We start from the raw sequence: 12,803 nt of genomic DNA, 5'->3' as shown, positions 1-12,803 counted from the left end.
TCCTTACGGTTTGGCCGGACTGGCGGCCGGACCCAGGACATCAAGGACCCGGCGACAGAGCAGGTCGTAGCCGGTCATGGTCATGTGGACGCCGTCGCCGGCCCGCAGGCTGACGGTCTTGCCGCCGATGTCCTTGGCCTGGACATAATTGCCTGAGGCGTCGGTAAAGACGTCGCCGGGTTCCAGGTAGCGGCAGCCGGCCGTCTTGGCGCAGCCGGCCCGGGCCGCGGCGTTGACCGCCGCCACGCGCTGGCCGTAGGCCGGGTCCTTCATGGCCGGCAGCCCCACCCACAGGACTTGCACCCCGGCCTTGGCGGCGATGGCCAGGAAACGCTCCACCTTGGCCGTGTAGGCCTCGTGCCACTCCGGCGTGCCCGCGCCCTTGCCGGCGATGGCGTTGTTGGCGTCGTTGCCGCCAAGGACCACCACCACGGCCGAGACGGGCTGGCGGGCCAGGGTCTCGGCCAACGCCTTATCCCAGTCGTATTTCTTGGAAATGAGTCCTGTCGAAACCTTGCCCATGGCCAGACAGCCCGGCCCGCCGGTCTTGGCCAGGCGCTGTTCCATGGTCATGCCCACGCCCACGGCCAGGGAATCGCCGACCACGGCCACCATCGGCCCGTCGACGTTCTTCGTTTTTGGGGCGGCGGCTTGGGCCTCGGCCGATCTGGCGGCTTGGCCGGACTCGGAGGCGGGCGCGGCCGGTTCGGAACGGGGAGGCTTGATGGCGGCGTTGACGGCTGGTTTGGGTTCCAGGGCCTGCTTGGTGGCCTGTTCGGGCACGGCCGGCTCCACGGCGAGGTCCGCCTTGGGCAACGGCGGCACGGCCGGCGGCACGGCCGTGGGCAGGGTATCGACCGGCGCGGGTTTGACCTCGGCCTCGGCCGGAGTAGTCGTTTCATCGCCGGTCGGCGCGGGAGCCGGCGGGCGTTTGGCGCAACCCGGCAGAACCAGGACGGCTGCGAGCAGTGGAACAATCAGTCTGGCAAGCGGACGCATGGCGCATCTCCGTGAGGGCAGGCGACCTCGTGTGCTGTTCATGGTTGGCGGCGTTGTCGGGGCGTGGCTCATCTTGCCGGCCAATGGGGGCGACGGCATCGATGCCAGACGGCGCAGCCGCAACCGGAGAGGGCCCGGTTTTGCCGGTTCGGCGTGGCTGCGGCGCTTTTGCTTGGCCCAATCGTCGCGACAATATCCCCGGACGGGAGTATGACCCATGGCGGTTGGCCGGGTCAACGGCGAAAAGTCGTGGAGTTCCGGGCTGGTCGAAGCGGCCCAGGCGGCCGCGTTGCGCGAACCTAGCGGCGGCGCACGGGCAGGCGTAAGGATTGGCCGATGGACAGACGTCTAGGATCGGCGTCGGGATTGAGCGCGACGAGGTCTTCCTCGGACACGCCCAGGCGTTTGGCGATCAAACGGAAGGTGTCGCCGTCGCGCACGCTGTAGACCTTGCCGCTGGGCCGGGCCTTGGTTTTGGTTTTGCCGGAGGCCTCGCGTTGGGCCTGGGGGGCGGGATCGGCCACGGGGCGCAGATCCCGAGCCTGGGCGCGCAGTTCGTCGAGACCGGCCGCAGGCGGCAGTTGTTCCTTGCCGGTCAGGGAAGCGGCCGTCACGCCGGCCAGGAGCCTAGCCCCGGCTTCGGTCAGGTGTACGCCGTCGGCGGTGCGGATGGCCGTGGTTTCGCCCGTGGCCGCGTCCCTGGCGTGGCGGGTATAACGCCCATCGGCGTCGGAAAAAGCGGCTTCGGCGTCGATGAACCGGCAGCCCGCCTCGGCGCACAACTTGGCCAGCACGGCGTTGACACGTTTAACCCCGACGGCCAGGGCCGCGTCGCCCATGGACGGCGCGCCGACCCAGTTTATCGCCACGTCGGGATTGGCCTGGCGGCAGATGGCGAGGAGTTCCCGGGCCTTGGCGGTGTAGGTTTCGGCCCAGGCCGGCTGGTCGAAATAGACCCGGTTGCCGTCGGCGGCGGTCAGCGGCATGACGTCGTTGGCACCGATCATGATGACCACGATGTCGGGCGGGGACTTGGCGACCAGTTCCCGCAGCCGGGCCGGCCAGTCCAAGAGTTCCGGTCGGCTTAAGCCCGTGGAGCGCTGACCGTCGCGGGAAAAATCCAGGCCGGGCGCGCCGGCCAGGGCGTGTTCGAGCTGTTCGCCAAGGCTGATGGACAGAGAGTCGCCGACCACGAGCAGGCGTTTGGCCCGTGTCTGGGACGACGGCGATAACTGGGGCGTCTGGGAAGACTGGGGCAGTGTCGCGGTCTTGGCCGGCGGCTGGGACGAGGCCGCCGTTTTGGGCGCGTCAGCGGATTTGGGCGCTTCGTCCTGGCCGCAGGCCGTGCCGAGCAGACAGGCCAGGCAGGCCAGGGCGGCCAGGAAGCGGCGGGTCGGGCCGGGGGCGGCTCGGGCGGCATGTTCCCGGCGGTCGGCCGCCCTCGGCTGACGGGCCGGCGTCCGGTGTCGCGGCTCGGGGCCGGCGTCCTTGGCGGTGGGATTGGGCACGTGTTCTCCCGCCGCCTACTTGGGGGCCGTCTGGGCGGCCTGGGGCGCGGCGGCGGCCGGTTTCTTGGCCGTGATCTCCACGTCCTTGGCCAGGGAGGCCAGGAAGGCCTGGGCCAGGATGTCGCCGCCGGCCACGGTGAAGTGCACCTTGTCGTTGGCCCGCACCTTGATCTTGACCCCTTTGTCGTTGGGCAAAAACGTCGAGTAGTTGCCCTGGTCGTCGGCCAGCAGCGTCCAGGTGTCCAGGTAGGTGCTGTTGCGGAACTTGGCCGCCTCGGTTTTCACGATGTCATTCATGATCTCGACCTGCTTGGCGTAGGGTGCGTCGCCCATGACAGGCAGGCCGATCCAGTAGTTGCGGATGTTTTTTTCCTGCATGGCGGTAAGGAAATCCTCCACGCGCATGGAAAAGACTTCCGGCCAGGTCTTGTTGGGATTGCCGGGCGAGCGGGGTTTTTCATTGACGTTGATGTACTTGGCGTCGTTGGCCCCCATCATAACCACGACCAGATCGGGCTTGTACTTGTCGAGAAAGACCCGCAGCGCCCGGCTCCAGTCGTAATATTTGGGATTGGCCAGGCCGCTGGAGACCTTGCCTTCCTCGATGAGTTCCAGGCCCTCGATTTCGGCCACGCTGCGCCGCAGCGACAGGGACAGGCCGATGGCCAGGGAATCGCCGACCACCAGCAGCTTGCGCGGAGCCGGTCCCTTGCCCTGGGTCAGGGCTTGTTCCCCGGAGCCGGGCTGGCCGGACGGGGGTGCGTGGGCCACGGCCGGCCCAGTGGTCTCGCTCTCGGCCGCGCCCGGTTTGGGGGGCGACAAGGCAGCCAGCAGGTTGTCGGCGTCGATGGGCTCGTCGGGCTTGAGCAGGGGCTGGTTGGGGTCCAGGCGTTCGCGCAAGGCCTGGGCGGCGGCGTCGGAGGTCGGTTCCTCGCGGCAGGCCAAGTTGTTTTTATACGTCTCGTCGAAATAGGCGGCCATGTCGCAGTCAAGCTGCCGCCAATGGGCGGCCAGCTGGGTCTCGCGCCAAAGATTGCGCACCCGGCGGACCTGCCGGGCCGCTTCCGAGGCCGGGCCGTCGCCCAGGCGATCGTCCACCCAGACCGACACCTTTTCGATGTTGGCCAACATGGCGACGACCAGGGCGATGCAGTATACGAGGCAGGCTTTTTTCCAACTCATGGATGGTACGGGGGTATCGGCGTTAGGCGCGCGGGTTGGCGGCGTCAGGGTGCCACGGGCAGGCCGGTGGCGATGCGGTCGGTCAGCAGCTTGCAGCCGGCCGGGCTGAAGTGGACCCCGTCCTTGCCGCGAAGGGGAACGGCCTTGCCGGCCACCGGCTTTTTGGCCGAGAAATTGCCGGAATTATCGGCAAAAAGATCCCACGAGTCGATGAAGCGGCAACCCTTGGAAGTGGCGCAGGCCGCCCGCATGGCCTCGTTGGCGGTCCAGGCCTTCTGGCTGAAGGTCTTTTCACGCATGGGCGGCAGCCCCACCCAGGCCACGGGCACACCACGGCCGGCGGCGATGGACAGAAACCGCTCGGCCTTGGCCTGGAAATCCCGGGACCACTCCGGCGTTCCCTTGCCGTTTTTGGCGTCGTTGCCGCCGAGCATGACCACCAGGGCGTCGGGCTTCTCGGCGTCCAGGAACTCGCCCAGGGCCTTTTCCCAGTCATAGAACTTGGGGCTGTTGAGACCGCTGGAAACCTTGCCCTTGCTGGCCAGGGCCACCGGTCCCCGGGGCTTGAGGGATTGTTCCAGGGTCATGCCCAGACCCACGGCGAAGGAGTCGCCGACGATAAGGATCTTTTTGGGGGAGCAGGCCGGTTGGGCCGCGGCGGCCAGGGATTGGGCCGTGGCCGGCTCGGTTTCCGCCGGCTGGTTCTTGGGCTGCTTTTTTGCCCAGGCCTCGGGGGCGAAAACCGTCGTGCCGAGGCAGGCTGCCAGGAGCGCCGCCGTGAAAACTCGGGACAATAAAGGGGTGGTGCGCCCAGGGCAAGGGCGGTCCAAAACATTTCGCATCCGCTGGCGTATAGACGCGGCATGGCGCTTTGTCCAGAAGCGAAGGGGCGGCCAACCTGGCTGGGGCGTCGTCATGTCCCCGAGGTCGCCTGATTGGCGGCCTCGGGGAACAAGGACTGTTGTTTCGGAAAAAGACCGGCTCGGACGGCTTGCCGCCCAAAGTCCGGCTAGTTGAGGTAGCGGCTGGCCACCCAGCCTTCCTGGCCTCGGGTAAAGGCCCAGACATGGGTCCAGTCGCCTTGGTGGCTGAGCACCTGCACCTGTTCGCCGGCATTAAGGGAATTGATGATGTCGCAGCGCGTGGAACCGCAACTGCGAAGGCTCAACCCCTGGGTGTTGACCACGGCGTAGACCGCGTCAGGCGGTACGACCACGCCGGCCGGCAGGGGCAGGCAGCCGTAGCCCGAGGCGTAGTAGTAGCCTTCGGGGCAGGCCGGCGGCGGCACGTAGACCATGGGCGCGGCCGTGACCGTGCAGCCCGAAAGCGCCGCGACCAATCCCAACAATGCCAAGAGATTCCAGATCGTCTTCATGCAAGCCTCCTGGGCCGGGAACAGATGCCGGCTTGTCGCCTCCAGGCCTGCCGCAACCAGGCCGGCAGACGGGGAGGTTTTCCCATCTGCCGCTTCTAGCACCGGCCCTGGCCCTGGTCAACGCGGCGACAAGGCGGCGGCAGGCCACGGCGGCCATGACAGCGCTTTACAAACGTCGCGGTTGAAGGGTAACGACTTCTTTTTTACCAATTCTGGGAAGTCGCTCCGGAAGGATATCGCAATGCCCCGACATTTTCTGACCATCCTCGATTTCAGCCGCGACGAGGCCGCCCGCATCCTCGACCGGGCCGCCGCCATGAAGGCCGCCGACCACCGCAGCGATCTGCTGGCCGGCAAGACCTGCATTCTCATTTTCGAAAAAGCCTCCACCCGCACCCGGGTGTCCTTCGAGGTCGCCGTGCGCCACCTCGGCGGTTGGCCCATTTTCATGACCCAAAACGATTCCCAGCTCGGCCGCGATGAGCCCATCCGCGACACGGCCCGCGTGCTGTCGCGCTACGCCGATTGCCTGATCGTGCGCACCTTCGGCCACGACAAGCTGGTCGACCTGGCCGGCTACGGCTCCATCCCCGTGGTCAACGCCCTGTCCGACGCCTACCACCCCTGCCAGATCATGGCCGATCTGCTCACCATGCGCGAGCATTCCGGCCGCCTCGACGGCCTGAAGCTCGCCTACGTCGGCGACGGCAACAACATCGCCCATTCCATCATCAACGCCGCCGCCCGCTTCCCCATCCGCGTGGCCATCGCCTCGCCCGACGGCTACAAGCCCGATCCGGCCGTGGTGGCCAAAGCCCGGGAGCAGGGAGCCGACGTCACCATTACCACCGATCCGGCCGAGGCCGCCGCCGGAGCCGATTACCTTTATACCGACGTCTGGGCCTCCATGGGCCAGGAAGCCGAACACGCCGCGCGCGTGAAGATTTTCGCCGGCTACCAGATAAACGACGCCCTGCTGGCCAAGGCCGCGCCCGGGGCCAAGGTGCTCCACTGCCTGCCCGCCCACCGGGGCGAGGAGATCACCGACGCCGTCATGGAAGGCCCGTCCTCCATCGTCTGGGACGAAGCCGAAAACCGGCTCCACGTCCAAAAAGCCATTCTCGAATGGGTTTTCACGGCGGCCGACTAGCCGCCTCACGCGAAGGTTTCCCCGTATTCAGCAATATTCCGGCCCGCCCGTCGCCGCCGCCTGATCGCCAGGAGGCGCGCCGGCCCGCCGATCCAAGGAAAGCGCCATGAGCACCATCAAGAAAGTCGTCCTGGCCTACTCCGGGGGCCTGGACACCTCGGTCATCCTCAAATGGATCAAAAAGACCTACAACTGCGAAGTCATCACCGTCACCTGCGACCTCGGCCAGGAAGAAGAACTCGACGGCCTGGAAGAAAAGGCCCTCACAACCGGCGCGACCAAAGCCTACATCGACGACCTGCGCGAAGAGTTCGCCAAGGACTTCATCTTCCCCATGTTGCGGGCCGGAGCCATCTACGAAGGCCGCTACCTGCTCGGCACCTCCATTGCCCGGCCGCTTATCGCCAAGCGGCTGGTGGACGTGGCCCGGGCCGAGGGCGCCCAGGCCGTGGCCCACGGCGCCACCGGCAAGGGCAACGACCAGGTGCGCTTCGAACTGACCACCGGCGTCCTGGCCCCGGACCTGCGCACCATCGCCCCCTGGCGCGAATGGGATTTCGCCTCGCGCACGGATCTGCTCAATTTCGCCAAGGACAACGGCATCCCCGTGCCTTCCGACAAGAAAGGCTCGGACCATAGTATGGACCGCAACCTCATGCACCTAAGCTTCGAGGGCGGCGAGCTGGAAGACCCCTGGAACGAACCCAGCGCCGACACCTATCTGCTCACCGTGCCCGTGGAAAAAGCTCCTGACGTGGCTGACGTCGTCACCATCGACTTCGAGCACGGCGACCCGGTGGCTATTGACGGCGAAAAGCTGTCCCCGGCCGCGCTCATCAAAAAGCTTAACACGCTGGGCGGCAAACACGGCGTTGGCCGCATCGACATGGTGGAAAACCGCTTTGTCGGCATGAAGTCGCGCGGCGTCTACGAGACCCCGGGCTGCACCATCCTGCACATCGCCCGGCGCGACCTCGAAGGCATTTGCCTGGATCGCGAAGTCATGCACCTGCGCGACAGCCTCATTCCGCGCTACGCCGAAATGGTCTACAACGGTTTCTGGTACGCCCCGGAACGCAAAGCCCTGCAGGCCATGATCGATCAGGCCCAGGAGCGCGTCACCGGCACGGTGCGGGTTAAGCTCTACAAGGGCCAGGCCTACCCCCTGGGACGCAAGTCGCCCAACAGCCTCTACAACCCCAAGCTCGCCACCTTCGAAAAAGACGAAGTCTACAACCAGGCCGACGCCACCGGCTTCATTCGGCTGGTGGGGCTGCGGTTGCGTGGACTGGGGCAGTAGCTAGAGAAAAAGAGAAAAGGAAGATGCCTCCGGCGGCCGGGAGGGGGGCACCCCCTCCCGGACCCTCCCCGACAGGGCGTGCGGCGGCTCGGTCGGGTGCGTCGGACGGCGGGACGCTAAACGTTTGGGGGCGCAATTTCGGGCAACGCGCCGGCCGCAAAGCCGGCCGACACGTTGCCCGAAATTGCGCCCCCAAGGTGCGCCAGCGGCGAAGCGCCGCATTAACGGCAAAGCGCCGCACATACGGTGAAGAAGTAAACCCCCGTTGGAGTTTTTGGGGGAGGGAGGGGTTCCCTCCCCCGGCACATCCCGGAGGGATGATTCATGTCCACGAAAATGTGGGGCGGGCGGTTTGGCGAGGGCACCGGGGCCTTGATGGAGGCCTACAGCGAATCCGTTTCCTATGACCGGCGCATGTACCGTCAGGACATTGCCGGCTCCAAGGCCCATGCGCGCATGTTGGCCAAGCGCGGCGTGCTGGCCGGCGAAGAGGCCGAGCGCATCGTGGCCGGCCTGGATCTGGTGCTGGAGGAGATTGAGTCCGGGGTCTTTCCCTGGCGGCAGGAGTTGGAAGACGTTCACATGAACATCGAGCAGCGCCTGACCGAACTGATTGGCCCCTTGGGCGGCAAGCTCCACACCGGGCGCAGCCGCAACGATCAGGTCTGCCTGGATTTTCGCCTTTATGTGGCCGAGAGCCTGGAGGTCTGGACCAAGCTTTTGCGCGAGCTGGCCGGGGTGTTTGTCGACCGCGCCGCCGAGCATCAAGAGACGCTTTTGCCCGGCTGCACCCATCTCCAGCCGGCCCAGCCGGTGAGTCTGGCCCAGCATCTGCTGGCCTACGCCTGGATGCTTAGGCGCGACTGCGAGCGGGCCGAGGACGCGCTGAAGCGCGTTCGGGTTTCGCCTCTGGGCGCGGCGGCCCTGGCCGGCACCACCTATCCGCTGGACCCGGCCATGGTGGCGCGCACGGTGGGTTTTTCCCATGCCTTCGGCAACAGCATGGACGCCGTGTCCGACCGGGATTTCGCCCTGGAGTCGCTTTTTTGCGCCTCGGTCATCATGGCGCACCTGAGCCGCTTTTGCGAGGAGATCATCCTCTGGGCCAACCCGCGTTTCGGCTACGTCGCCCTGCCCGACGCCTACGCCACCGGGTCGAGCATCATGCCGCAAAAGAAAAACCCCGACGCGGCCGAACTCATGCGCGGCCGGGTGGGGCGGGTGTACGGTTCGCTCATGGGCTTGCTCACCGTGCTCAAGGGCCTGCCGCTGACCTACAACCGGGATCTCCAGGAAGACAAGGAACCCTTTTTCGACGCCGACGACACGGTGCGGGCCTCGCTTCGGGTCATGGCCGGGATGCTCGCCGAGCTGCGCTTCCGGCCCGAGCGGATGCGCGAGGCGCTGGGGCAGGGGTTTCTCAACGCCACCGAGCTGGCCGACTACCTGGCCGCCAAGGGCGTGCCCTTCCGTGAGGCCCACCACATCACCGGCCGGGCCGTGGCCCAGGCCGAGGCCCTGGGCATCGGCCTGGAGCAATTGACCTTGGAGCAATTGCGTGTATTTTCCACGGCGATTGACCAGGATGTTTTCGAGGCGCTGCGGTATGAAACCGCCGTGGCCCGGCGTAATGGACCCGGCGGCACCGGTCCTCAATCCGTGACCAACCAGATGGCGGAACTCTCCCGATGGCTTCAAAGACCCTGAATCTCCAGCTGCATTGCCTTCAGGCAATAAGCGGCATCATCGACCAGGCCCTGGACCTGGAGCAGTCGCTCCAGGACATCCTGCGCATCCTGGCCGAGACGCTTTCCATGAAGCGGGCCACCATCACCCTGGTGGACCGCTCCACGGGCAAGCTGGTCATCAGCGTCTCCCAGGGGTTGTCCCCCGAGGAGAAGCGGCGCGGGGTCTACGGCTTAAGCGAAGGCGTCACCGGGCTCATTTTCCAGACCGCCGAGCCGTACGTGGTGCCGGACATCCGCCATGAGCCGCTGTTTCTCAACAAGACACAGTCGCGCAAGATCGAGCGTGACCGCATCTCCTTTGTCGGCGTGCCCATCATCCTCCACGGCCAGCCTATTGGCGTGCTCAATGTGGACCGGCTTTTCGGCGACGAGGTGGACTACAATGAGGACGTGGCCTTTCTGACGGTGGTGGCCACGCTCATTGGCCAGTTCATGAGCCTCAACGAGAAATACGAGGCCAAGGTCGAGGTGCTCAAGCGCGAGAACGTTTCGCTGAAGTTCAAGCTTTCCCAGGAATCCCGGGGGCTGTACATCGTCGGGCGCAGCCTGGCCATGCAGGATGTCCAGCGCCAGATCGAAAAGGTCGCCCCGACCCGGGCCACGGTGCTGCTGCTTGGCGAATCCGGCACCGGCAAGACGCTTATTGGCCGCATCATCCATGACCTGTCCGAGCGCAAGGACTATCCCTTCATCAAGGTCAACTGCGCCTCGATCCCGGAAAACCTGCTGGAATCGGAACTTTTTGGCTACGAAAAGGGCGCGTTCACCGGTGCGGACCAGACCAAGCCCGGCCGTTTCGAGGAAGCCAACAAGGGCACGATCTTCCTCGACGAGATCGGCGAGCTGCCCCTGGGCCTTCAGGCCAAGCTCCTGCGCGTGCTCCAGGACAAGGAATTCGAGCGGCTTGGCAGCAACAAAACCCGGCAGGTGGACGTGCGGATCCTGGCCGCCACCAACAAGGATCTGGCCGCCCTGGCCGAGGTCGGCTCGTTTAGGCCGGACCTTTATTACCGCCTCAACGTCTTTCCCTTGCAGACCCCGCCGCTTCGGGAGCGCAAGGAGGACATCCAAAGCCTCATCATCCATTTCCTCAACAAGGTTTCCAAGGAATACGCCCGCAACCTGACCTTTTCCACAGAGGCCCTGGCCGTGCTCAAGGAGTACGACTGGCCTGGCAACGTGCGCGAGATGGAAAACCTGGTGGAGCGGCTGGTTATCCTGGCGGAAAACGAGCGTATCGACGCCGACCTCATCCGGCCCTATCTCACCATCCCCAGCCGCGACGACAGCTACGAGGCCGAGTACGGCGGCGAAGGCGAGGGCGCGCCGTCGCTCAAAAGCCTGGAAAAGTCCGTTATCATCGACGCCCTGCGCCGCCATGGCGGCATCCAGCACAAAGCGGCCAGGGAGCTTGGCATCACGCCCCGCCAGATGGGCTACCGCGTGAAGAAATTCAATCTGGAGTCCATGGTGGCCGTGCAGCGGGTGAAGAACCGCTGAACGCCTGCCGGGCTGTTCCTGGCGCGTTGTTTTGACCGTCATAAAGGCCGTCCGTTGGGTGGCCTTTTTTCGTGGCGTCGGCAACCGAACAGCGAGGCTCGTTTAGGAGGAGATCGTTACGGCTTCTGGCCACGGGAGCTCGGAACAAACGGCCGCCCCAACCACGGGGCGGCCGTTATCCTTTCGAGGAGGCGTCATGGCCCGTTCACTGACCGGTCCATGCGCCTGTCCTGTGTGCGCGTGCCGCTCAGCCGGACGTCATCGCCGGGGCAGCTTGTCAGGCCGTTTTTTCCAGGTAGAGTTGGTTGAGGGCGTGAAACAGGGAAACCCGCACGGCCTCGAATTGCTCCATGAGCGCCGAGGCCTCGCCGCTTTGGCCCTGGTTGACAAGAGCGGCAATGCGGCGGGCCAGGGCATGGACCTGCTCGTGATGGCGGCCGATCTCGTCGAAAATCGGGTGGCCGGCGAAGGAACGGCGGCCGTCGGCATCGTACCACTTGCCGAACTGGCACTGGTGATGGTCGGCCACTTCCGAGGGATCAAGGTGGATGTGGCCGAGTAGGATGGATTCGAGCCTGGCCCGCCAGGCCAGGTGAGCCGTTTTGACGGCGGCGATGTCAAAGGGCGGCCTGCCAAGCTCGAATTGGCCGATCTGGTCGGCCAGCAGGCCGGTGAGGCGCGTCAGCTCCCGGGACGAGGAATTGACCTGCTGGGAGGCGGCGGCCATGCCGGCCACGGACTGGGCCACGTCGGCCGCCCGGCCGGAGATGTCCCGGGCCGCGTCCAGGCCATGGCGAGCCTGTCCGCGCATGTCCTCGGCGATGCGGGCCGCGCCGGACAGGCTTTCGGCAATGGCGGCCGTGGCCTGGGAATGCTCTTCCGTGGCGCTGGAGCTGGTGAAGATCATGTCTCGCAGGCTGTCCACGGTCTCGGCGATGGCCCCCACCTCGCCGCCCACGTCGCCCATGGCCCGCATGAGGCCCTCGGCCCCGGCGATCTGCTCCTCGGCCAGCCGGGCGCTGGCTTCGACAGCCGCCACGGCCTGCTCGGTGGCCGCCACGTTGCCCTTGGCCATGGCTTGGATGGAGGCGATGGCCGCGCCCACGTCTCTGGTCGCGGTCATGGTCTTTTCGGCCAGCTTGCGGACTTCGTCGGCCACTACGGCGAACCCCCGGCCGGATTCACCGGCCCGGGCCGCCTCGATGGCGGCATTAAGCGCGAGCAGGTTGGTCTGGTCGGCGATGTCGGCGATGACCCCGAGCACTTCGCCGATGGATTGGCTGTCGCGCCCCAGCGCGGCCATGTCGCGCTGGAGATTGGCTGCCTGGTCGCGCACGCCGACTATGGAGTCGGCCACTTGCCTCAGGCCGGTGGCGCCCGTCGCGGCGCGTTCCCCAAGGCCGGCGATCTCCACGGCGTTTCGTCGGGCCGCCTCGGCGGCGCGTTCCACGGCCTCCCTGGCCCGGTCCACGCTGGCGGCGATCTCGTCGCTGGCTTGGCGCGTCTGTTCCACCGAGGCGGCCACCGAGGCGATGTGGGCGGCGGTGTCGTCGGCGGCGGCGTCCATGGTTTCCATGTCCTGGGCGAGTTGGCGGGCCCTGGCGTCGATGGCGGCGGCGTCGCCCTTGGAGGCGGCGGCCATGGCGCTGGCCGCGCTGGAGCTGGACTCGAACTCCCGGGAATAGGCGGCGATGGTGGTGACGGCGTTTTTGTCACTCACGCAAAAGTCGCGGAAGCGGTTGCGGGCGGCCAGGCCCACGGGCGGCGGCGTGGCGGCCAGATTGCCGGCGGCCAGGGCGTCCAGCGTGCCCGTGGCGGCAACGGCGGTTCGGGCCAGTCTGGACAGGCGCGCGTAAACCGTCGCGCCCCAGACGGCCAGCACGCTCCAGCCCACGGCGGACAGCGGGAGCAGGGCGGGCGTGGATTGGAGCCAATCGGGGGACAGGGACAGGGCTAGGGCAAGGCTCAGGTTGGCGGCAGCCAGGGCGGCCAGGGCGGCGGATGGGATCGGCCCGATAACGTCGCGGGTCGGGTGAGACAT

Annotated in this window: 10 protein-coding genes; 4 read left to right on the top strand and 6 right to left on the bottom strand. The window is 66.5% G+C overall.

Features of this window, described 5'->3' with window-relative positions:
• Positions 1-3: 3 nt before the first annotated feature.
• From DMR_RS25610 to DMR_RS12705, 5 genes are all read right to left on the bottom strand, one after another.
• Positions 4-999: a DUF459 domain-containing protein gene (locus DMR_RS25610; RefSeq protein ID WP_015861324.1), complete on the bottom strand. Its 996-nt coding sequence runs from the start codon at positions 997-999 to the stop codon at positions 4-6.
• A gap of 299 nt (positions 1,000-1,298) precedes the next feature.
• On the bottom strand, positions 1,299-2,507 hold the full coding sequence (locus tag DMR_RS12720) for a DUF459 domain-containing protein (protein ID WP_015861323.1): 1,209 nt from the start codon (positions 2,505-2,507) through the stop codon (positions 1,299-1,301).
• 15 nt (positions 2,508-2,522) lie between these two features.
• Positions 2,523-3,689 carry an SGNH/GDSL hydrolase family protein gene (locus DMR_RS12715; protein WP_015861322.1) on the bottom strand — a complete coding sequence of 389 codons (1,167 nt, stop codon included), beginning with the start codon at positions 3,687-3,689 and terminating at the stop codon, positions 2,523-2,525.
• A 44-nt stretch (positions 3,690-3,733) separates the two neighbouring features.
• Entirely contained in the window at positions 3,734-4,483 is a 750-nt protein-coding gene (locus DMR_RS12710) for an SGNH/GDSL hydrolase family protein (RefSeq protein WP_232502784.1), read from the bottom strand.
• 215 nt (positions 4,484-4,698) lie between these two features.
• On the bottom strand, positions 4,699-5,064 hold the full coding sequence (locus tag DMR_RS12705; RefSeq protein ID WP_015861320.1) for an SH3 domain-containing protein: 366 nt from the start codon (positions 5,062-5,064) through the stop codon (positions 4,699-4,701).
• 241 nt (positions 5,065-5,305) lie between these two features.
• Here DMR_RS12705 and argF point away from each other — a divergent pair, with 241 nt between their 5' ends.
• The 4 genes from argF to DMR_RS12685 all read left to right on the top strand — a co-directional run bounded on the left by argF (position 5,306) and on the right by DMR_RS12685 (position 10,762).
• Positions 5,306-6,214, top strand: coding sequence for an ornithine carbamoyltransferase (argF, locus tag DMR_RS12700; RefSeq protein ID WP_015861319.1), 909 nt, complete (start codon positions 5,306-5,308; stop codon positions 6,212-6,214).
• Positions 6,215-6,320: 106 nt separating this feature from the next.
• The gene (locus DMR_RS12695) at positions 6,321-7,514 is read left to right on the top strand and encodes an argininosuccinate synthase (protein WP_015861318.1); all 1,194 of its coding nucleotides are present in this window, start codon (positions 6,321-6,323) and stop codon (positions 7,512-7,514) included.
• A 324-nt stretch (positions 7,515-7,838) separates the two neighbouring features.
• Complete coding sequence (argH, locus tag DMR_RS12690; RefSeq protein ID WP_015861317.1) at positions 7,839-9,221, top strand: argininosuccinate lyase; 1,383 nt, start codon at positions 7,839-7,841, stop codon at positions 9,219-9,221.
• Positions 9,203-10,762 (top strand): sigma-54-dependent Fis family transcriptional regulator, encoded by a 1,560-nt coding sequence (locus DMR_RS12685; RefSeq protein ID WP_015861316.1) that lies wholly within the window; start codon positions 9,203-9,205, stop codon positions 10,760-10,762. The genes argH and DMR_RS12685 overlap by 19 nt, the downstream gene beginning before the upstream one ends.
• Before the next feature lie 277 nt (positions 10,763-11,039).
• Here the strand turns inward: DMR_RS12685 and DMR_RS12680 are convergent, their stop codons facing one another.
• Positions 11,040-12,803: a methyl-accepting chemotaxis protein gene (locus DMR_RS12680; RefSeq protein ID WP_148208428.1), complete on the bottom strand. Its 1,764-nt coding sequence runs from the start codon at positions 12,801-12,803 to the stop codon at positions 11,040-11,042.

Source organism: Solidesulfovibrio magneticus RS-1 (assembly GCF_000010665.1).
Lineage (GTDB): Bacteria > Desulfobacterota > Desulfovibrionia > Desulfovibrionales > Desulfovibrionaceae > Solidesulfovibrio > Solidesulfovibrio magneticus.
This window is presented reverse-complemented; position numbering and strand designations above follow the sequence as displayed.

Coding starts and splice junctions, on each gene's coding strand:
- DMR_RS12695 (WP_015861318.1), top strand. CDS start 6,321: ATGAGCACCATCAAGAAAGTCGTCCTGGCCTACTCCGGGGGCCTGGAC.
- argF (WP_015861319.1), top strand. CDS start 5,306: ATGCCCCGACATTTTCTGACCATCCTCGATTTCAGCCGCGACGAGGCC.
- argH (WP_015861317.1), top strand. CDS start 7,839: ATGTCCACGAAAATGTGGGGCGGGCGGTTTGGCGAGGGCACCGGGGCC.
- DMR_RS12705 (WP_015861320.1), bottom strand. CDS start 5,064: ATGAAGACGATCTGGAATCTCTTGGCATTGTTGGGATTGGTCGCGGCG.
- DMR_RS12680 (WP_148208428.1), bottom strand. CDS start 12,803: ATGTCTCACCCGACCCGCGACGTTATCGGGCCGATCCCATCCGCCGCC.
- DMR_RS25610 (WP_015861324.1), bottom strand. CDS start 999: ATGCGTCCGCTTGCCAGACTGATTGTTCCACTGCTCGCAGCCGTCCTG.
- DMR_RS12685 (WP_015861316.1), top strand. CDS start 9,203: ATGGCTTCAAAGACCCTGAATCTCCAGCTGCATTGCCTTCAGGCAATA.
- DMR_RS12715 (WP_015861322.1), bottom strand. CDS start 3,689: ATGAGTTGGAAAAAAGCCTGCCTCGTATACTGCATCGCCCTGGTCGTC.